Source organism: Klebsiella sp. CN_Kp113 (genome assembly GCF_040064585.1).
Taxonomy (GTDB): Bacteria; Pseudomonadota; Gammaproteobacteria; order Enterobacterales; family Enterobacteriaceae; genus Klebsiella; species Klebsiella michiganensis.
In genome coordinates this window covers 73,996-94,835 of sequence record NZ_JBEAID010000016.1, presented here as the reverse complement: position 1 = coordinate 94,835, position 20,840 = coordinate 73,996, and the positions used below count along the sequence as shown (strand labels likewise).

19 protein-coding genes are annotated in these 20,840 nt (G+C 56.0%); 12 read left to right on the top strand and 7 right to left on the bottom strand.

Translation table 11 applies throughout. The features are described 5' to 3' along the window. Nucleotides 1–42: 42 nt before the first annotated feature. From ABLV30_RS08430 to ABLV30_RS08415, 4 genes are all read right to left on the bottom strand, one after another. Complete coding sequence (locus ABLV30_RS08430) at nucleotides 43–1,638, bottom strand: altronate dehydratase family protein (RefSeq protein ID WP_014839706.1); 1,596 nt, start codon at nucleotides 1,636–1,638, stop codon at nucleotides 43–45. Between the two features lie 33 nt (nucleotides 1,639–1,671). After that, nucleotides 1,672–2,982, bottom strand: a complete 1,311-nt coding sequence (locus ABLV30_RS08425) for an MFS transporter (RefSeq protein WP_009654269.1) — start codon at nucleotides 2,980–2,982, stop codon at nucleotides 1,672–1,674. A gap of 18 nt (nucleotides 2,983–3,000) precedes the next feature. Beyond that, the gene (locus tag ABLV30_RS08420; protein ID WP_265801987.1) at nucleotides 3,001–3,900 is read right to left on the bottom strand and encodes a dihydrodipicolinate synthase family protein; all 900 of its coding nucleotides are present in this window, start codon (nucleotides 3,898–3,900) and stop codon (nucleotides 3,001–3,003) included. A gap of 228 nt (nucleotides 3,901–4,128) precedes the next feature. Next, nucleotides 4,129–4,896, bottom strand: coding sequence for an IclR family transcriptional regulator (locus ABLV30_RS08415; RefSeq protein WP_014839703.1), 768 nt, complete (start codon nucleotides 4,894–4,896; stop codon nucleotides 4,129–4,131). A 271-nt stretch (nucleotides 4,897–5,167) separates the two neighbouring features. On the opposite strand from ABLV30_RS08415, the gene ugpB reads away from it, so the two are divergent. From ugpB to ugpQ, 5 genes are all read left to right on the top strand, one after another. After that, entirely contained in the window at nucleotides 5,168–6,484 is a 1,317-nt protein-coding gene (gene ugpB, locus ABLV30_RS08410) for a sn-glycerol-3-phosphate ABC transporter substrate-binding protein UgpB (protein ID WP_004855028.1), read from the top strand. Nucleotides 6,485–6,606: 122 nt separating this feature from the next. Next, nucleotides 6,607–7,494 carry a sn-glycerol-3-phosphate ABC transporter permease UgpA gene (gene ugpA / locus ABLV30_RS08405; protein WP_004126134.1) on the top strand — a complete coding sequence of 296 codons (888 nt, stop codon included), beginning with the start codon at nucleotides 6,607–6,609 and terminating at the stop codon, nucleotides 7,492–7,494. Further along, nucleotides 7,491–8,336, top strand: coding sequence for a sn-glycerol-3-phosphate ABC transporter permease UgpE (ugpE, locus tag ABLV30_RS08400; protein ID WP_004116045.1), 846 nt, complete (start codon nucleotides 7,491–7,493; stop codon nucleotides 8,334–8,336). Before ugpA ends, ugpE begins: the two co-directional genes overlap by 4 nt. Before the next feature lies 1 nt (nucleotide 8,337). Then, nucleotides 8,338–9,408, top strand: coding sequence for a sn-glycerol-3-phosphate import ATP-binding protein UgpC (locus ABLV30_RS08395; RefSeq protein WP_025107858.1), 1,071 nt, complete (start codon nucleotides 8,338–8,340; stop codon nucleotides 9,406–9,408). Further along, entirely contained in the window at nucleotides 9,405–10,145 is a 741-nt protein-coding gene (gene ugpQ, locus ABLV30_RS08390; protein ID WP_014227082.1) for a glycerophosphodiester phosphodiesterase, read from the top strand. The genes ABLV30_RS08395 and ugpQ overlap by 4 nt, the downstream gene beginning before the upstream one ends. A 23-nt stretch (nucleotides 10,146–10,168) precedes the next feature. Here ugpQ and ABLV30_RS08385 read toward each other — a convergent pair whose 3' ends face one another. Next, nucleotides 10,169–10,489, bottom strand: a complete 321-nt coding sequence (locus ABLV30_RS08385; protein ID WP_014227081.1) for a DUF2756 family protein — start codon at nucleotides 10,487–10,489, stop codon at nucleotides 10,169–10,171. A 120-nt stretch (nucleotides 10,490–10,609) separates the two neighbouring features. On the opposite strand from ABLV30_RS08385, the gene ggt reads away from it, so the two are divergent. Further along, nucleotides 10,610–12,352: a gamma-glutamyltransferase gene (gene ggt, locus ABLV30_RS08380; RefSeq protein ID WP_032694233.1), complete on the top strand. Its 1,743-nt coding sequence runs from the start codon at nucleotides 10,610–10,612 to the stop codon at nucleotides 12,350–12,352. A gap of 50 nt (nucleotides 12,353–12,402) precedes the next feature. On the opposite strand, the gene yhhY is transcribed toward ggt, so the two are convergent. Both yhhY and ABLV30_RS08370 read right to left on the bottom strand, forming a co-directional pair. Further along, nucleotides 12,403–12,894, bottom strand: coding sequence for an N-acetyltransferase (gene yhhY / locus ABLV30_RS08375; RefSeq protein ID WP_025107856.1), 492 nt, complete (start codon nucleotides 12,892–12,894; stop codon nucleotides 12,403–12,405). Nucleotides 12,895–13,141: 247 nt separating this feature from the next. Next, nucleotides 13,142–13,801, bottom strand: coding sequence for a polymer-forming cytoskeletal protein (locus tag ABLV30_RS08370; protein WP_032751565.1), 660 nt, complete (start codon nucleotides 13,799–13,801; stop codon nucleotides 13,142–13,144). 253 nt (nucleotides 13,802–14,054) lie between these two features. Between ABLV30_RS08370 and ABLV30_RS08365 the strand changes: the two genes are divergently transcribed. The 6 genes from ABLV30_RS08365 to asd all read left to right on the top strand — a co-directional run bounded on the left by ABLV30_RS08365 (nucleotide 14,055) and on the right by asd (nucleotide 20,630). Next, nucleotides 14,055–15,092, top strand: a complete 1,038-nt coding sequence (locus ABLV30_RS08365; protein ID WP_265801984.1) for an oxidoreductase — start codon at nucleotides 14,055–14,057, stop codon at nucleotides 15,090–15,092. 121 nt (nucleotides 15,093–15,213) lie between these two features. Then, entirely contained in the window at nucleotides 15,214–15,909 is a 696-nt protein-coding gene (locus ABLV30_RS08360; RefSeq protein ID WP_025107853.1) for a pirin family protein, read from the top strand. Between the two features lie 114 nt (nucleotides 15,910–16,023). After that, nucleotides 16,024–17,019 (top strand): gluconate operon transcriptional repressor GntR, encoded by a 996-nt coding sequence (gene gntR, locus ABLV30_RS08355; protein WP_004106498.1) that lies wholly within the window; start codon nucleotides 16,024–16,026, stop codon nucleotides 17,017–17,019. Nucleotides 17,020–17,200: 181 nt separating this feature from the next. Further along, nucleotides 17,201–17,731, top strand: coding sequence for a gluconokinase (gene gntK / locus ABLV30_RS08350; RefSeq protein ID WP_004854998.1), 531 nt, complete (start codon nucleotides 17,201–17,203; stop codon nucleotides 17,729–17,731). Further along, nucleotides 17,731–19,071: a gluconate transporter gene (gntU, locus tag ABLV30_RS08345; protein WP_014227075.1), complete on the top strand. Its 1,341-nt coding sequence runs from the start codon at nucleotides 17,731–17,733 to the stop codon at nucleotides 19,069–19,071. The genes gntK and gntU overlap by 1 nt, the downstream gene beginning before the upstream one ends. Nucleotides 19,072–19,523: 452 nt before the next feature. Continuing rightward, nucleotides 19,524–20,630 carry an aspartate-semialdehyde dehydrogenase gene (asd, locus tag ABLV30_RS08340; protein WP_004854992.1) on the top strand — a complete coding sequence of 369 codons (1,107 nt, stop codon included), beginning with the start codon at nucleotides 19,524–19,526 and terminating at the stop codon, nucleotides 20,628–20,630. Nucleotides 20,631–20,840 lie beyond the last annotated feature (210 nt).

The following is a 20,840-nucleotide window of genomic DNA, read 5'->3' as shown; positions in this document are numbered from 1 at the left end:
AAGACAAAACGCCCGGCAGATGCCGGGCATTTTACCTGGCTACTACAGCTCCAGAGAGCGTTTCCACAGCATAAAATCATACTGTTCGAGCGCATCCGCTTTGGTGCGCCAGGTCCCACTGGCGGTGGCGATGATTTTCTCAAACAGGCCGTCGGCGATGTCCGCCAGCGGCGTGCCTTCGATAATCGGCCCGCAGTCATAATCGATAATATCCGGCATCTTTTTCGCCAGCGCGGAGTTGGTTGAAACCTTAAGCACCGGAACGATAGGGTTCCCCGTCGGCGTACCTAACCCGGTTGAGAAGATCACCACGTTGCACCCCGCCGCGACCAGGCCCGTTACCGCGTCCACATCGTTGCCCGGCGTGCAGACCAGCGAAAGGCCGCTTTCTCCCATCGGTTCGGCGTAGTCGCATACCGCGCTTACCGGCGCTCTGCCGCCTTTTTTCGCCGCGCCGGCGGATTTTATCGCGTCAGTGATCAGCCCATCGGCAATGTTTCCCGGGCTGGGGTTATCGGCGATGGTGGTGCCGAAGAAGTTCGCGACATGCTCATAGTTTTTCATCAGCGACAGAAACTTCTCTTTCAGCTCGCGGGTCGCGCAGCGTTGCACGATATCCCCTTCAGCGCCGCACAGCTCGGGGAATTCCGCCAGCCCCGACGCGCCGCCGAGGGCGACAAGACGATCCGACACTTCGCCCATCGCCGGGTTAGCGCTGATCCCCGAGAACCCGTCAGAAGCGCCGCACTTAACGCCGATTTTGAGGTGGGAGAGCGGGACGTCCTGCCGCTCGGCGACGGGGGCTTCGCGGATCGCGTTATAGGTTTCAGTCAACGCATCCTGCATCATTTTTTCTTCGCTACTCCAGTCCTGCTGTCTGAAGTAAATAATCGGTTTGTTGAAATTCGGGTTGCGCTTCGCCAGCGCGGCGTTGAAATCAACAATCCGCGCTTTTTCACAGCCGAGGGCAAAAACCGTCACGCCAAGAACGTTGGGATGATCGGAATAGGCGGCCAGCACGTCGCACATCGTCATGCTGTCCGAGGTGGCGCCGCCGCAGCCGGAATTGACGGTAATACAGCGGATGCCGTCAAGATGCGGGAAGGGCAGATGCCGGGTATCGTTTAATGCCCCCGCCGACGTTACCTGGCGAGCAAAATTCTTCAGGCCGTTATTGGCGTAGCCGAGGGCGTCGTTCAGCGCATCGGTGACGCGCTGAACGTTGCGGTTTTCACAGAATACCAGCGGAATGACCAGCCAGTAGTTCGCGGTGGCGACCCGGCCATCTTCGCGCACGATCCCCTTGAAAGTCCGCTGCTGCCAGGCGGAAACATCCGGCTGCTGCCAGTCATAGGGCGCGACGTCGTCAAGCGAAACCGGGGCCGCGTAGTGTTTGATATTCTCAGTGGTAATGGCTTCGCCGCGGGTGATGGGGCGCGTCGCTTTACCGACCGGAACGCCGTACAGCGACACGATATCGCCGGGCGCAATATCCTCGGTGGCGAATTTATGTTTGGCTTTGACATCGCTACGCAGAACGTAGGCTTCATCGTTCCAGTGAACCCGCTGCTCTTTGCGTAAGTCCTGCAGCGCAACGATCAGGTTATCGGTAGGGTCAATTTTTAAGATGGTCTGCATGTTCATTATCCTTTGTTATAAGCGCATCAGGACTTAGTGATGGGGGACCGCGACGCCGTTTGTCGCTTTTCTGCCGGCAAGGGCGGCAATCAGCAGCGCGCAGCAGACGGTGATGAGCGACAGGGCGACCAGACCCGCCGAATCGTTGCCGAAGAAGGCATCGACCTCAACGCGAATCAGCGGCGCGAGGAAGCTGCAAAATGCGCCCATGGTGGTGCAAAAGCCGATACTGGCGGCCAGCGCCGAGCCTGACACAATCTGCGCCGGGAAAGTCCAGAAGATAGGTTGCACGGAGAGGAAGCCGATGGCCGACAGCGAGAGCGCGGCAATGGCGAGTACCGGGCCGGACCAGGCAGAAACAAACAGCCCCAGCGCCGCCGCCAGCATACAGATGACTGAAATCAGCACCCGACGGGCCGGCATTTTGTCCGCCAGACGCGGAATGTAATAGACGCCGACGGCGGAGCAGGCCCACGGAATGGCGGCAACCAGCGACTCCTTAAAGCCGAGGGTGGAGCCCATTAGCGAGGCGACTTGCGAAGGCAGGAAGAACATCAGCCCGTAAACGCTGATCTGGATGGTGCCGTAGATCAGCGCCAGGTGCCAGACTTTCAGGCTTTTCAGGGCGGTGCCGACGCTACTGGTTTCCGTCTGCCGCTGCTCCTGCTGAAGCTGAGCAATCAGCGCTTTTTTCTCTTCGTCGTTCAGGAATCGCGCTTTGGCCGGCGTATCATCAAGCCAGAACCAGGCAAAGATCCCCATGATGACCGCCGGAATGCCTTCGATAAAGAACATCCAGAACCAGCCGGGTTTGCCGAGGAAGCCGTGCATTTCCAGAAGCGCCCCGGAGATGGGCGAGCCTAAGGTTAATGCCAGCGGCACGCCGAGCACGAAGATACCGACGACGGAGGCGCGAACTTTATTGGGAAAGTAGATTGAGGCCAGCAGCAGAATACCGGGATAAAAACCGGCTTCGCCTAACCCCAGTAAAAAGCGCAGAACAATAAACTGGGTTTCCGTCTGCACCAGTCCGGTGAGGGCAGAGAGAACGCCCCACAGCGCGGTGGTGATGCTTAACCATTTTTGCGCGCCGATTTTATTCAGAATCAGGTTAGCGGGAATACCAAACAGCGCATAGGCGGCGAAAAAGATCCCCGCGCCGAGGGCGAAGGCGGAATTGGAGAGCCCAATATCCACCTGCATCGCCTCTTTGGCGAATCCCACGTTCACCCTGTCGATAAAGGCGATGAAGTACAAAATAAACATCAGTGGCACCAGGCGCTTCCATGATTTGGTAATCGCGGAATTGAGGGCCGGATTGTCGTAAGCTGTGATGGTTTTCATAATACCTCCGCGTGGGGGTCAGGCATTAATTTCAATACCAGCGCGGGAAAGTATCCGCAGAATACTTTCGGTCTGGCAGGTGGCGAGCGAGCTAAACGGTGGCGTGCAGCGGTCGGACTGAATAATTCCGCGCAGCTGTAACGCTTTTTTAAATGTTGGAATGAACGGATCGTTAACCGCGTAAATATCCATTAACCCATCCACTTTTTGCTGATACCGAGAAATTTGCTGCACATCGTTATCGTTAAATGCCTGCATCCAGTCGCGGAATATTTCAGGGCAAATATTGGATAACCCGCCAATACATCCATCGCCCCCCGCCAGGACATTGTGCGCGAAGTTATTGTCATAACCGGCATAGACTTCAAAATACGGTAGTTCAGATTTTACCTGGCGAATCACCTGCGACGTGTGATTGGTGTCCGGAATGGTGTCTTTAAGACCGACAATATTTTGGAACTCGCTGGCGAGTCGTAAACAGACCTCCGGCGAGACGGAATAGCCGGTACGCTCCGGAAAGTTATAGATGAATATTTTGGCGGCGGTGCGGCGGGCAATCTGGCTATAAAATGTATAAATGCCTTCATCAGTCAGGCGGAAGTACCACGGGCTGATAATCATGACGCCATCCAGCCCGCACTCATCTGCATAGTTTGCCAGCTCTACGCACTCGTCAATATCCATGCGGCTGGTACCCGCATAGGCCTTTATTCCCTCGCGCGGGAACTCTGCCGCCATTTGAATTATCTGACGGGATGTTTTCATATCCAGCGAGAAAAACTCGCCGGTACTGCCCATGACGACAAATCCCGATACGCTGCTTTTAATAAAATCGTACAGGCGAAAATTTCCGTCAGGATCCAGCCTGCCCTGCTCATCAAAAACCGTTATTGCCGGGGTGATGTAACGACTTTGCATATTCAACCTCTTTGTTGTTCGTATATACAAACACTGTTTGTATTTGCGATTAAGCATAAGTAAACACGCCATCGACGTGAAGTCAAATGGCGTAAAAGGCGGATGGATAATTGATTAAATCAATGAATAAATAGGGAATTATGCAGAAGATATGGGCATCACGGCGGATCATTAAATATCGGTATTGTGTGGGAAATCACAATTCCGACGGCACCGCTGGCGAATAAATCAGTAATTTTTAATATCAGGCAGCTTATTCAGCACGCTTTCGATACGACCCTTTGCCTCTTTTAACGCGCGAATAACCTGCTGCGTTTTTTCATCGCTGGCGCGGAAAGAGGGCAATGAGACGCTGATCGCCGCCAGAATAATGCCTTTCTGCAGCAGGGGGACGGCAAAGCAGATGGTATCGTCGTTGATTTCCCGATCGTCCATGGCATAACCGTTGGCGGCGACCCATTCCAGCTGCTGACGAAGCTGAGCCATATTCGTTACGCTGCGGGCGGTAACGGAAGGAAAACCCTGCGGATAGAGCTCCAGGATCTCTTCGTCGCGGTGCTTATGCAGCAGCGCCTTGCCCAGGGCAGAGCAGATTGCCGGAAGGCGAGTCCCTACCTTAGAGACCAGCTGCACGGTTTGGTCGCCCTGAACTTTATCAACATAGAGCACCCAGGCGTCATCCAGAATGCCGAGCTGGCAAACTTCATTGCATTCATTGACCACCGCGTGCATTTCGCTATTGATCGTTTTCAGCCAGAACTCTTTTTCCACCGTTGAGCTGGCCAGAACCGCGCACGAAATCCCCAGCGTATATATGCCGTTGCGATCGTCGTGGCTGATATATTTCCGGTACTGCAGCGATTTGAGGATCGGGAAAATGGTTCCCTTTGAAATATCCGTTTTGAGCGATAGCTCGGAAAGCGTCATTCCGTCCGCGTTGGCTAAGGTTTCCAGAATGAGTAAAACGCGTTCGGTAGGTTTATGAAGCGTCTTCATATTTTTCCTTATGACGGCTCGCCGGAGAGTGCTGTTTAACGCCCCCTATTTAACTACAGATCCCCGCTTATCTGTAGCCTGCGCCGCCTCTCTTTTTCGCTTTGCCATTTCCCTGCCACTTTTTTTTCACCGTTTCATCATGTTTTTGCCAATTTATTGTAATATTTTTGTAATGCAATAGTTATTTTTCTGTCATTCGAGCATGTCATGTTACCCCCGCGAACATAAAACGCGTGAAATCGCGCATCCGGAACAACAAGAGAGATAACCGATGATATCGTTACGACATACAGCTTTAGGACTGGCGCTCAGCCTGGCATTTGCCGGACAAGCCCTGGCGGTAACCACTATCCCGTTCTGGCACTCGATGGAAGGGGAGTTGGGGAAAGAAGTTGATTCACTGGCGCAACGTTTCAACGCAGCCAACCCGGACTACAAAATTGTTCCGGTGTATAAAGGCAACTATGAGCAGAGCCTGAGCGCCGGCATCGCCGCCTTCCGTACCGGCAACGCCCCGGCTATTCTGCAGGTTTACGAAGTCGGCACCGCGACGATGATGGCCTCGAAGGCGATTAAGCCGGTCTATCAGGTGTTCAGCGATGCGGGCATTCAGTTTGATGAAACGCAGTTCGTGCCAACCGTTTCCGGTTATTACACCGACTCCAAAACCGGCCATCTGCTCTCCCAGCCGTTTAACAGCTCCACGCCGGTGCTGTACTACAACAAAGACGCCTTTAAAAAAGCCGGATTAGATCCGGAACAGCCGCCGAAAACCTGGCAGGATCTGGCGGCATATACCGCAAAGCTGAAAGCTGCCGGGATGAAATGCGGCTACGCCAGCGGCTGGCAGGGCTGGATTCAGATTGAAAACTTCAGCGCCTGGCACGGCCTGCCGGTGGCGACCAAAAACAACGGCTTCGACGGTACCGATGCGGTACTGGAGTTCAACAAGCCGGAGCAGGTGAAGCATATCGCTCTGCTCGAAGAACTGAACAAGAAAGGCGACTTCAGCTACTTCGGGCGTAAAGACGAATCCACCGAGAAGTTCTATAACGGCGACTGCGCCATTACCACCGCCTCTTCCGGCTCCCTCGCGGATATTCGCCAGTACGCGAAGTTCAACTATGGCGTAGGGATGATGCCGTACGACGCCGACGTGAAAGGCGCGCCGCAAAACGCCATTATCGGCGGGGCCAGCCTGTGGGTGATGCAGGGTAAAGACAAAGAAACCTATACCGGCGTCGCCAAATTCCTCGATTTCCTGACTAAGCCGGAAAACGCCGCCGAATGGCATCAGAAAACCGGCTATCTGCCGATTACCACCGCCGCTTACAACCTGACCCGCGAACAGGGCTTCTATGATAAGAACCCCGGTGCCGATATCGCGACGCGCCAGATGCTGAACAAGCCGCCGCTGCCGTTCACCAAAGGCCTGCGCCTGGGCAATATGCCGCAGATTCGCACCATCGTGGATGAAGAACTGGAAAGCGTATGGACCGGGAAGAAAACGCCTCAGCAGGCGCTGGACGCCGCGGTTGAGCGCGGTAATCAGCTGCTGCGCCGTTTCGAGCAGTCAACCAGGTCGTAATCTTATAGCCAGCCCCTCACCCTCTCCCCGTCGGGGAGAGGGGATCGCCCGGAGCCGTCTTTTCATCCTCGCCCGTTTAGGGAGAGGGCCGGGATGAGGGGAAACCAACTCAGAGTTTAACTATGTCATCATCCCGTCCGGTGTTCCGCTCGCGTTGGCTGCCCTATGTGCTGGTCGCGCCGCAGCTGGTTATCACCGTCATCTTTTTTATCTGGCCCGCGGGCGAAGCGCTGTGGTATTCACTGCAGAGCGTCGATCCGTTTGGGCTCTCCAGCCAGTTTGTTGGCCTGGATAACTTTTTAGCCCTCTTCCAGGACCCGTACTACCTGGACTCCTTCTGGACCACCATTAAGTTCAGCACGATGGTTACCGTCAGCGGCCTGCTGATCTCGCTGTTTTTCGCCGCGCTGGTGGATTACGTGGTGCGCGGCAGCCGCTTCTATCAGACGCTGATGCTCCTGCCCTATGCCGTTGCGCCCGCGGTGGCGGCGGTGCTATGGATCTTCTTGTTCAACCCCGGACGCGGGCTGATTACGCATCTCCTCGGTGAGATGGGCTACGACTGGAACCACGCGCAGAACAGCGGTCAGGCGATGTTCCTTGTGGTTTTCGCCTCGGTCTGGAAGCAGATTAGTTACAACTTCCTGTTCTTCTTCGCCGCGCTGCAATCTATTCCCCGCTCGCTGGTAGAAGCCGCCGCGATTGACGGCGCCGGCCCGGTTCGCCGCTTCTTCAGGCTGGCGCTGCCGCTGATCGCCCCGGTGAGCTTCTTCCTGCTGGTGGTGAACCTGGTATACGCCTTCTTTGATACCTTCCCGGTTATCGATGCCGCAACCGGCGGCGGGCCGGTTCAGGCGACAACAACGCTGATTTATAAGATCTACCGTGAAGGTTTTGCCGGGCTCGACCTTTCCGCTTCCGCCGCCCAGTCGGTGGTGCTGATGTTCCTCGTCATTATTCTGACGGTGGTGCAGTTCCGCTACGTTGAACGAAAGGTGCGCTACCAATGATTGAGAATCGACGCGGGCTGACGATTTTCAGCCATACCATGCTGATTTTAGGGATCGCGGTCATTCTGTTCCCGCTGTATGTCGCCTTTGTCGCGGCGACGCTGGACAGTAAAGCGGTTTTTGATACGCCGATGACGCTGATTCCCGGCGGGCATCTGCTCGAAAACATGAAGTTTATCTGGGTGAACGGCGTAGGGGCCAATAGCGCGCCGTTCTGGCTGATGATGCTCAACAGCTTCATCATGGCCTTCGGCATCACGGTGGGCAAAATTACGGTCTCGATGCTCTCCGCTTTCGCCATCGTCTGGTTTCGTTTTCCGCTGCGCAACCTGTTCTTCTGGATGATCTTCATCACGCTGATGCTGCCGGTTGAGGTGCGTATTTTCCCGACGGTGGAAGTGATCGCCAACCTGAAAATGCTCGACAGCTATGCCGGGCTCACCCTGCCGCTGATGGCTTCGGCGACCGCCACCTTCCTGTTCCGCCAGTTCTTTATGACCCTGCCGGACGAGCTGATAGAGGCCGCACGTATCGACGGCGCGTCGCCGATGCGCTTCTTCCGCGACATCGTGCTGCCGCTGTCGAAAACCAACCTGGCGGCGCTGTTCGTCATCACCTTTATCTACGGCTGGAACCAGTATCTGTGGCCGCTGCTGATCATTACCGACGTGAATCTCGGCACGGCGGTCGCGGGCATTAAAGGGATGATCGCCATCGGCCAGGGTACCACGCAGTGGAATCAGGTGATGGCGGCGATGCTGCTCACGCTGATTCCTCCGGTTGTCATCGTTTTAGCCATGCAGCGCGCGTTTGTGCGTGGTCTAGTGGATAGTGAGAAATAAAATGGCAGGACTTAAGCTACAGGCAGTAACCAAAAGCTGGGATGGCAAAACCCAGGTGATCCAGCCGCTGACGCTGGACGTCGCGGACGGCGAATTTATTGTGATGGTGGGCCCCTCGGGCTGCGGAAAATCAACCCTGCTGCGCATGGTGGCGGGCCTGGAGCGGGTCACCAGCGGCGATATCTGGATCGACCGCAAGCGCGTCACCGAAATGGAACCGAAAGATCGCGGTATTGCGATGGTGTTCCAGAACTACGCCCTCTACCCGCATATGAGCGTGGAAGAGAATATGGCGTGGGGCCTGAAAATTCGCGGTTTAGGTAAAGGATTAATTGCCGAACGCGTCCAGGAAGCGGCGCGCATTCTGGAGCTGGACGGCCTGCTGAAGCGCCGTCCGCGCGAACTCTCCGGCGGCCAGCGCCAGCGCGTGGCGATGGGGCGGGCTATCGTGCGCGACCCGGCGGTATTCCTGTTTGATGAGCCGCTCTCCAACCTCGATGCCAAACTGCGCGTGCAGATGCGTCTGGAGCTGCAGCAGCTGCACCGTCGGCTGAAAACCACCTCGCTGTACGTGACGCACGATCAGGTGGAAGCCATGACCCTCGCGCAGCGGGTGATGGTGATGAATAAAGGCATCGCCGAGCAGATTGGTACGCCGGTCGAGGTCTACGAAAAACCGGCCAGCCGCTTTGTGGCGAGCTTTATCGGCAGCCCGGCAATGAACCTGCTGGAAGGCCGGGTCAGCGACGACGGTAGCCGCTTCGAGCTTGAGGGCGGGATGCTTTTACCCATCAACAGCGAGCATCGCCGCTATGCCGGGCGTAAGATGACCCTGGGTATCCGTCCGGAACATTTTGCATTAAGCTCCGAGGCGGAAGGTGGCGTACCGCTGGTGATGGATACGCTGGAAATTTTAGGTGCCGATAACCTCGCCCACGGGCGCTGGGGCGAGCAAAAGCTGGTGGTCCGGCTGCCGCACCAGCAGCGTCCGCAGGCGGGCAGCACCCTGTGGCTGCATCTGCCACAGGAAAGTCTGCATCTTTTTGATAGTGAAACAGGACAACGCGCATGAGTCACTGGCCTTATCCTCATATCGTCGCCCACCGCGGCGGCGGTAAACTGGCCCCGGAAAATACCCTGGCGGCCATCGATACCGGCGCTCGTTACGGCCATACGATGATTGAGTTTGACGCTAAGTTATCGAAAGACGGGCAGATTTTTTTACTGCACGATGACAATCTCGAACGCACCAGCAACGGCTGGGGCGTGGCGGGCGAACTGGCGTGGAACGATCTGCTAAAAGTGGATGCCGGCAGCTGGTACAGCGGCGAGTTCAAAGGCGAGCCGCTGCCGCTGCTGAGCGAGGTGGCCGACCGCTGCCGTCAGCACGGCATGATGGCCAATATCGAAATTAAACCGACCACCGGCACCGGGCCGCTGACCGGTAAAGCGGTGGCGCTGGCGGCGCGTGAGCTGTGGCAGGGGATGACGCCGCCGCTGCTCTCATCGTTTGACGTCGATGCGCTGGAAGCCGCGCAGGAGGCGGTGCCCGAACTGCCGCGCGGGCTGCTGCTGGATGAGTGGCGCAACGACTGGCGCGAACTGACCGCGCGTCTCGGCTGCGTCTCTATTCACCTCAACCATAAGCTGCTGGATGAAGCGCGCGTGGCGAGCCTGAAGGCCGCGGGCCTGCATATTCTGGTCTATACCGTTAACAAACCGCAGCGCGCCGCCGAGCTGCTGCGTTGGGGCGTGGACAGCATCTGCACCGATGCGATTGACGTCATCGGCCCCAACTTCCCGGCGTAATCCGCTTCTGCGTCAGGCGGCCCTTACGGGGTCGTCTGGCGCTGCAGCATCCCACCGTTGGTGTTAGGGAGAGGCTGCTCACGGGTCAGATTGTTATTCTGCTGTACCCGCTGCCGATCGTTATTCAACTGCGTCTGAAGATGCTGCTGCTGCGCGCGCGACTGGCTTTGAATACTCTGCTTAAGATTGTTTTGCTGCTGCATTTGCTGGGTCTGCATCTGATTTTGCATCCGCTGCTGGCTGGGCACCACGTACCCCGGCTGATTGGGGTTATTGTCGATATTGATCGGCTGCGCCATGACGCTCAGAGGCAGAAGCGCCGCCAGATATAACATTGCTTTCATTGTTCTCTCCTCACTTCGTGGGATCGCTTAAGTTTACTCCCTTTCCGGCGCAACAATGATTTTTTAAGACTTATCATCCAGGATTATGGGTAAATAAAAACATCATTCAGGAGTATGACAATGATAAAAACAACGCTCTGGCGTCAGGTGGTCATCGCTGCGTTGCTGGCGGGCGGCAGTTTTACCGTCGCGGCAGATCCCGCCCCTCCGCCGGTATCTTATGGCGTAGAGGAAGATGTATTTCACCCGGTCCGCGCTCAGCAGGGGATGGTGGCCTCGGTGGACGCGCTGGCAACGAAGGTAGGCGTGGATATTCTGCGTCAGGGCGGCAACGCGGTCGATGCCGCCGTGGCGGTGGGCTACGCGCTGGCGGTCACCCATCCGCAGGCCGGTAATATCGGCGGCGGCGGGTTTATGATGCTGCGAACCAAAGACGGTAATACCACGGCGATCGACTTCCGCGAGATGGCCCCGGAACAGGCCACCCGGGATATGTTTCTCGACGATCAGGGCAACCCGGACAGCAAGAAATCGCTGACCTCGCATCTGGCTTCCGGCACGCCGGGCACCGTCGCCGGCTTCTCCCTCGCGCTGGAAAAATACGGCACGATGCCGCTCAACAAAGTGATTCGCCCGGCGATTAAGCTGGCCGAAGAGGGCTTCACGGTAAATGATGCGCTGGCCGACGACCTGAAAACCTACGGCAGCGAAGTGATCCCCGACCATGCCAACAGCCGGGCTATCTTCTGGAAAAACGGCGAGCCGCTGAAAAAGGGCGATAAGCTGGTGCAAAAACAGCTGGGGAAAAGCCTGGAGCTGATTGCCGAGCTGGGGCCGGATGCCTTCTATAAAGGCGCGATTGCCGACCAGATTGCCGCTGAGATGAAGAATAACGGCGGGCTTATCACCAAAGCGGATCTGGCGAATTACAAGGCGGTCGAACGTACGCCGGTGAGCGGCGAGTATCGCGGCTATCAGGTGTTCTCAATGCCGCCCCCATCGTCCGGGGGCATTCATATCGTGCAGATCCTGAATATCCTCGAAAACTTCGATATGCATAAGTACGGCTTCGGCAGCGCCGACGCCATGCAGGTGATGGCGGAAGCCGAAAAGCACGCCTATGCCGACCGTTCGGAATACCTTGGCGATCCGGACTTCGTCAAGGTGCCGTGGCAGGCGCTGACCAGCAAAGCGTACGCCAAATCGATTGCTGAGCAGATTGATATCAATAAGGCGAAGCCGTCGAGCCAGATTCGCCCCGGTAAGCTGGCGCCGTATGAAAGCAATCAGACTACCCATTTCTCGGTGGTGGATAAGGACGGTAACGCCGTTGCCGTGACCTATACGCTGAATACGACCTTTGGAACCGGCATCGTGGCGGGGAACTCCGGCATTCTGCTGAATAATCAGATGGATGATTTCTCAGCTAAACCCGGCGTGCCAAACGTCTACGGGCTGGTGGGCGGTGACGCCAACGCCGTCGAGCCGAAAAAACGTCCGCTGTCGTCGATGTCGCCAACGATTGTGGTGAAAGATGGCAAAACCTGGCTGGTGACCGGTAGCCCCGGCGGCAGCCGCATTATCACCACCGTCCTGCAGATGGTGGTGAATACCATTGATTTCGGAATGAACGTCGCGGAAGCCACCAACGCCCCGCGCTTCCATCATCAATGGCTGCCGGACGAACTGCGTGTAGAGAAGGGATTTAGCCCGGATACGCTGAAGCTGCTGGAGAGCAAAGGGCAGAAAGTGGCGGTGAAAGAGGCGATGGGCAGCACCCAGAGTATTATGGTTGGCCCGGACGGCACGCTGTACGGCGCATCCGATCCGCGTTCCCCGGATGATTTAACCGCAGGGTATTAGGTTTACCCTCACTCCGACCCTCTCCCTGCCGGGAGAGGGTTAGTTGAGCGTCACCCCTTCAGCCGCGCCATAAAGTAGGCATCGACATATTCGCCGTTGCGCAGGGCGTATTGCTTGCCGGTCCCTTCTACAATAAAGCCAAATTTGCGGTAAAGCGCCATCGCGGATGGGTTGTCCGTAAACACGGTTAATTCAATACGATCGACGCGCAGCCAGTTATCACAGAGATTAATCATCTCTCGCATCAGCGCGCTGCCTACGCCACGGCCGTGCGCCTGCGCGGCAACGCTGACGCCAAAGGTCGCCACGTGGCTGCGACGAGGGCTGGGTTCGATGCTGAGCCTGAGGTGGCCCACTACCTGTTCGTCGATTGTCGCGACCAGATGACGGCTACCGGGTTTCGGTAGCAGGCGTTCCTGCCACATTTCCATAGAAGGATGAGGGAGCTGTAGCGTGTCGTGATAGACCTCCGGATGCGCAGTGATCTGGCGTAAAGGTTCAGCATCCCGTGGCTCGGCGTGACGTATCACTATGTCGCTCATTCTTCATTTTCCTTTTTAGGTTAATCGTCCCCTTAAAGATCGCTGACTTTAAAAAAGGGAGCAACGCCTATTTTTTGCAAAAAGAGGTGGACAAGTGCGAATGAGAATGATTATTATTGCTCTGCATTCAGGGAGACCCTTGCGGAAAGCCTGAAAGCACGACATTGCTCACATTGCTTCCAGTATTACTTTAGCCAGCCGGGTGCTGGCTTTTTTTTTGCTTTTTTTCAGCCTGCACCCGAAGACGCTACTGCGCCGCTTCTGCGGCGTGTCTGTCTGCTCTGTTTTTGGTTTCAGCCGCGGTATCCGCGATAAACCCCACCACGTTGCTCTTATCTGCCGCCGCAGGCAGCAGCTCTGCCTGGCCGGAAAAAACGCCGCCCTTGTTAATGGCCAGCGTGCGGTAGGCCAACGTGCCGGTGACCTGGCCGTTCTTATCGATTTCAATCGTCTCGCTGCGGCACTGGCCGAGGATGCAGCCGTCGATAATCAGCTCGCGGCAGGTGATATTTCCCTCGACCAGGCCTCCGGCCATAATCTTAATCTGGCTCTCTTCGGCGTCGATATTGCCGCTTACGGTACCGTAAATATCGACATCTCCCTCGGCGATAATATTGCCGTCAAAGCGGATGCCGCTGGCGATAACCGTGGCGGCAGGTTTGCGGGAAACGGCTAACGGGGATGCGCTGTTGAGTACCGGCGTAGCCACCGTCTGTGGCGTCGCTTCAACGTTTTTATTCTTTTTAAACATATGGTTAATCCGATGATATTGAAAATGAAAAACGAAGGATGACAAGGAGAAAGAGCCCGATAGCCAGGCCAGATACGTGGATTCGCAGCACCAGGCCATCAGGCCAAGCAGCCAAAAGAGAAGGGCGCTATTCAGGGCGATATACTTGCTTTCCATACGAACGAGATGGCTACTCCTTTAGTCATCGTGTTTTGGGAAACGGCGAGCGCGATGCGGCGTCATGCTCCCACGCGCTGGATAAAAAACGTTCTTTTCCCGAGGGCCCTCTTATCCAGAATTTAGGCCGTAGGGTCAATGAATTTGAGCGTTAATTTTTACATTTAAGAATTTGGCACACTTATTGAAGGGGTTAAGTTCGCAGCCAGCTTGCGCTATGGTTAATAGCAGAGACCTAACAAAGGACCGCGTTATGACTTTGCACTGCGCATTTATTGGATTCGGCAAAAGCACCACCCGCTACCATCTTCCCTATGTCCTGCACCGAAAAGACCGCTGGCACGTGGCGCATATCTTTCGCCGCAGCGCAAAGCCGGAGGAACAGGCACCGGCATACTCGCATATTCACTTCACCAGCGACCTCGACGAAGTGCTTAACGATCCGCAGGTCAAGCTGGTGATTGTGTGCACCCATGCGGACAGCCATTTTGCCTATGCCAAAAGGGCGCTGGAGGCGGGCAAAAATGTGCTGGTCGAAAAGCCCTTTACCCCGACCCTTGACGAGGCAAAAACGCTATTCGCCCTGGCGAAAAGCAAGGGATTAACGGTCACGCCGTACCAGAATCGTCGCTTCGACTCCTGCTTCCTGACCACGAAGAAAGTGATTGAGAGCGGAAAGCTGGGGGAGATCGTCGAGATTGAAAACCATTTTGACAACTATCGCCCGGTAGATGGAGGGAAACCCGGCCTGCCTCAGGACGGCACGTTTTACGGCCTGGGCGTCCATACCCTGGACCAAATTATCTCCCTGTTCGGTCGCCCTGACCATGTCTCTTACGACATCCGTAGCCTGCGCAACAAGGCCAATCCGGACGATACCTTTGAGGCCCAGCTGTTCTACGGCAACCTGAAGGCGATTGTCAAAACCAGCCATCTGGTGAAGCTGCCCTATCCAAAATTCATCGTCCATGGTCATAAAGGGTCGTTTATTAAATACGGTATCGACCAGCAGGAGACCAGCCTGAAGGCCAATATTATGCCGGGCGAGCCGGGATTCGGCGCGGACGAGACGGTTGGTCTGCTGGAGTACGTCAATGAGGCGGACGAAACCGTACGGGAAGAGATCCCGCTTGAAACCGGCGACTATGGGCGGGTCTATGATTCGCTGTATGAAACCCTCGTTAACGGTCAGCCAAATTTCGTCAAGGAATCTGACGTTCTCACGAATCTGGAGATCCTTGAACGCGGCTTTGAACAGCCATCTCCGGCCACGATTACCCTTACCCGATAAGCCCTCATGGCTCCTCTGCACTCGTTCATATTTTTTGAACAGAGGAGTCAATTTTCACCCTCTATGATCGCCAGGGGATTGGGTCCACACTTATCCCATCGAAAACATACGGGGGTGCAACATGATCTACTTACGCAAAGCTAACGAACGCGGCCACGCTAACCACGGCTGGCTGGATTCCTGGCATACTTTCTCTTTCGCGAACTATTACGACCCTAACTTTATGGGCTTCTCGGCGCTGCGGGTGATCAATGACGACGTGATTGATGCAGGCCAGGGCTTCGGTACCCATCCGCATAAAGATATGGAAATTCTGACCTACGTGCTGGAAGGGGCCGTTGAGCACCAGGACAGCATGGGGAATAAAGAGCAGGTGCCGGCGGGTGAGTTCCAGATCATGAGTGCGGGTACCGGGATTCGTCACTCGGAGTACAACCCAAGCAACACGGAAAAACTGCATCTGTACCAGATCTGGATTATGCCGGAAAAAAATGGCATCACGCCGCGCTACGAACAGCGCCGCTTTGACGCCGCGCAGGGCAAACAGCTGGTGCTGTCGCCGGATGCCCGCGAAGGTTCGCTGAAGGTGTACCAGGATATGGAACTGTACCGCTGGGCGCTGCTGAAAGACGAGCAGTCGGTGCATCAGATTGCCGCTGAACGGCGGGTGTGGATCCAGGTGGTGAAAGGTGACGTCACCATCAACGGAACGAAGGCCACCACCAGCGATGGCCTGGCCATTTGGGACGAGCAGGCGATTTCCGTACACGCCGACGGCGATAGCGAAATTCTGCTGTTCGATCTGCCGCCCGTCTGATCGTTCTCCGATCGGGTCTAAATAAATTGCGCAACCTTCCCTGATGTTAGGGAAGGTTGCGCTTTGTCCGTGATAAACTGAGAAAATGTTTCCCCGTTGATCGCAGTCAGGACGATGAAAAAGAAAAGACCCGTACTTCAGGATGTAGCCGATCTTGTCGGCGTGACCAAAATGACGGTCAGTCGCTACTTACGTAACCCGGAACAGGTTTCCGAAGCGCTGCGTGGCAAGATAGCCGTTGCTCTCGATGAACTGGGTTATATTCCTAATCGCGCCCCCGACATCCTCTCGAATGCCACCAGCCGCGCTATTGGCGTGCTGCTGCCCTCGTTAACTAACCAGGTTTTCTCAGAAGTGCTGCGCGGTATTGAAAGCGTGACCGACTCTTTCGGTTACCAGACGATGCTGGCGCACTACGGCTATAAGCCGGAAATGGAAGAAAAACGCCTGGAATCCATGCTTTCCTGGAATATTGACGGCCTGATCCTTACCGAACGAACCCATACGCCGCGCACCCTGAAGATGATTGAAGTGGCGGGTATCCCGGTTGTGGAGCTGATGGACAGCCAGTCGCCGTGCCTCGATATCGCCGTCGGCTTTGATAACTTTGAAGCGGCCCGGCAGATGACCGCGGCGATTATCAATCATGGCCATCGTCACGTTGCCTATCTTGGCGCACGTCTTGATGAACGTACTATCATCAAACAGAAGGGGTATGAGCAGGCGATGCTTGATGCCGGAATGACGCCCTACAGCGTGATGGTTGAGCAGTCTTCCTCTTATTCATCGGGGATTGAGCTGATGCGCCAGGCGCGTCGCGAATATCCGCAGCTTGACGGCATTTTCTGTACCAACGATGACCTTGCGGTCGGCGCGGCGTTTGAGTGCCAGCGGCTGGGGCTTAAAATCCCTGACGATATGGCGATTGCCGGTTTCCACGGCCACGATATCGGCCAGGTGATGGAGCCGCGTCTGGCCAGCGTGCTGACGCCGCGCGAGCGGATGGGGCGGATTGGTGCTGAACGACTGCTGGCGCGTATTCGCGGTGAAGCGGTGACGCCTAAGATGTTAGATTTAGGTTTCACATTGTCACCGGGCGGATCTATTTAAACTGACAAATTTGAAGTAGATCACACATATTCACATCTGGCACGAATGGTTATTGCTTCTCCACAACTCCGGCATGACAATGTTACCGATAACAGTTACCCGTAACAATTAACCTGTACGCCAGTATTCCACGCCGTTAAACGCTGCCAGGCTGCGCGTATGTGTCCAGTGGGAGGAAGCTTTGAGCACGACTAACCATGATCACCACATCTATGTCCTGATGGGCGTTTCCGGCAGCGGCAAATCCGCTGTCGCCAGCGAAGTGGCGCATCAACTGCACGCCGCGTTTCTCGACGGCGACTTTCTGCATCCGCGCAGCAACATCAACAAGATGGCTTCCGGCGAACCGTTAAATGACGATGACCGCACCCCGTGGCTGCAGGCGCTGAACGATGCCGCGTTTGCCATGCAGCGTACCAATAAAGTGTCGCTGATTGTCTGCTCCGCGCTGAAAAAGAGCTACCGCGACATCCTGCGTAAAGGTAACCCGAACCTCTCATTTATCTACCTGAAAGGCGACTTCGAGGTTATCGAACAACGTCTGAAGGCGCGTAAAGGCCACTTCTTTAAAACTCAGATGCTGGTCACGCAGTTTGAAACGCTGCAGGAACCGGGCGCGGATGAAAACGATGTTTTAATCGTCGATATCGACCAGTCATTGGAAGGCGTGGTCGCCAGCACCATTGAGGTGATCAACAAAGGCAGTAAATAGTGAGTACATTAACGCTTGTTTTAACAGCAGTCGGCTCCGTTTTGCTGCTGCTGTTTTTAGTGATGAAGGCGCGTATGCATGCCTTCGTGGCTTTGATGGTGGTTTCTATTGGAGCAGGGCTTTTTTCCGGCATGCCGTTGGACAAGATCGCGGCGACAATGGAAAAAGGCATGGGCGGCACGCTGGGCTTTCTGGCTATCGTCGTCGCGCTGGGGGCTATGTTCGGTAAGATCCTGCATGAAACCGGCGCGGTCGACCAGATTGCCGTTAAGATGCTGAAATCTTTCGGCCACAATCGCGCCCACTATGCGATAGGCCTGGCCGGACTTATCTGCGCGCTGCCGCTGTTTTTCGAAGTGGCGATCGTGCTGCTGATCAGCGTGGCTTTCTCAATGGCGCGCCACACCGGCACCAACCTGGTGAAGCTGGTGATCCCGCTGTTTGCTGGCGTAGCCGCTGCGGCCGCGTTCCTGCTGCCGGGGCCCGCGCCGATGCTGCTGGCCTCGCAGATGCACGCCGACTTTGGCTGGATGATCCTGATTGGCCTGTGCGCCGCGATCCCGGGGATGATTATCGCCGGACCGCTGTGGGGTAACTTTATCAGCCGTTACGTTGAGCTGCATATTCCGGACGATATTAGCGAGCCGCACCTCGGCGAAGGCAAAATGCCGTCATTCGGCTTCAGCCTGTCGCTGATTCTGCTGCCGCTGGTGCTGGTTGGCCTGAAAACCATCGCCGCGCGCTTTGTGCCGGAAGGCTCTACCGCCTACGAATGGTTTGAGTTTATCGGCCATCCGTTTACCGCGATTCTGGTGGCGTGCCTGGTGGCTATCTATGGCCTGGCGGTACGTCAGGGGATGGCCAAAGATCGGGTGATGGAGATTTGCGGTCATGCGCTCCAGCCTGCGGGCATTATCCTGCTGGTCATCGGTGCGGGCGGCGTGTTCAAACAGGTGCTGGTCGACTCTGGCGTCGGTCCTGCCCTCGGCGAAGCGTTGACCGGTATGGGCCTGCCGATTGCCATCACCTGCTTCGTGCTGGCGGCGGCGGTGCGTATTATTCAGGGCTCCGCGACCGTTGCCTGCCTGACGGCCGTTGGGCTGGTGATGCCGGTTATCGAACAGCTGCACTACAGCGGCGCGCAGATGGCGGCGCTCTCTATCTGCATCGCCGGCGGCTCTATTGTCGTCAGCCACGTTAACGACGCGGGCTTCTGGCTGTTCGGTAAGTTTACCGGCGCGACCGAAGCGCAAACGCTGAAGACCTGGACGATGATGGAAACCATCCTCGGCACCGTCGGGGCGATTGTCGGCATGATTGCGTTTACGCTATTGAGCTAAACGACAAAGTGAAACACCCGGCGGAGCGAGGCGATGCCGGGTTAATTTTTCCGCTCTACTTATATCGAAAACCCTTAGCTTTACCCCTCTCCCGAGCTGCCACTATCAGAAATACGATAAACGTCATACGGCTCACAAACCCGCGCCACGCCTGGCTTTAACCGGTTTGGTTAGCAAGAGTAAAACAACCGAATTTCTGCCGTAATTCATAATCCTGATCAATAAAATAGCGGCGGAAAATATTTCCTTCGCGATATAAATTCCCTGATAATTATTAGGGTATTCCGGGGGGCCAGCGACGGCTGCCGCTATGCAAAATTAGTTACGTTACTGATTGCCTGGCAATCATTGATTAATTTCACTTGCGACTTTAGCTGCATTTTGTAATGTGAAGGACTAACCAGTAGGAAACTGGCCTGGAACAAACAGCACACACCTCGCAGGAATACGTTATGAAAAATGTTGGTTTTATCGGCTGGCGCGGAATGGTCGGCTCTGTCCTCATGCAACGCATGGTTGAAGAGCGCGATTTTGATGCCATTCGCCCTGTTTTTTTCTCCACCTCCCAGCTGGGGCAGCCTGCTCCATCTTTTGGTGGCAGTACCGGTGGCACGCTTCAGGATGCATTCGATCTGGAAGCACTGAAGGCGCTGGACATTATTGTCACGTGTCAGGGCGGCGATTACACCAACGATATTTACCCGAAGCTGCGTGAAAGCGGCTGGCAGGGCTACTGGATTGACGCCGCCTCTTCGCTGCGCATGAAAGACGACGCCATCATCATTCTCGACCCGGTGAACCAGGACGTTATCACCGCCGGTCTGAACAACGGCGTTAAAACCTTTGTCGGCGGCAACTGTACCGTCAGCCTGATGCTGATGTCTCTCGGCGGCCTGTTTGCTCAGGATCTGGTTGAGTGGGTTAGCGTGGCGACTTATCAGGCGGCTTCCGGCGGCGGTGCGCGGCATATGCGCGAGCTGCTGACCCAGATGGGCCAGCTGCACAGCCATGTTGCGGCTGAGCTGGCGGATCCGGCTTCCGCGATCCTGGATATTGAACGCAAGGTCACCTCGTTGACCCGCAGCGGCGAGCTGGCGGTAGACAACTTTGGCGTTCCTCTGGCGGGCAGCCTGATCCCATGGATCGACAAACAGCTGGATAACGGCCAGAGCCGTGAAGAGTGGAAAGGCCAGGCGGAGACCAACAAAATTCTCGCGACCGCCTCACCGATTCCGGTAGACGGCCTGTGCGTTCGCGTTGGCGCGCTGCGCTGCCATAGCCAGGCGTTCACCATCAAGCTGAAAAAAGATGTTTCTATTCCGACCGTTGAGGAACTGCTGGCCGCGCATAACCCGTGGGCCAAAGTGGTACCGAACGATCGTGATATCACCATGCGTGAGCTGACTCCGGCTGCCGTTACCGGCACCCTGACCACCCCGGTGGGTCGCCTGCGTAAACTGAACATGGGGCCGGAGTATCTGTCGGCCTTCACCGTGGGTGACCAGCTGCTGTGGGGGGCCGCCGAGCCGCTCCGCCGCATGCTAAGACAGCTGGCGTAGTCGTCACAAGATGAGAAAAGGGGTGTTGAAACACCCCTTTTTTTTGCGTAATACAAGGAGTAAACGCGAATGTTAGATTTTTCCCAACGGAGGTAACTCAGCCTTGGCTATGCTTTAAGTAAGGAGTCACGATGTCTCCTTACCTGAAGGTGGGACGGAGCAGGGGGACGCATAACGTGCTGCGCCGTTCAGGTCAAAAAAAAGTCGCCG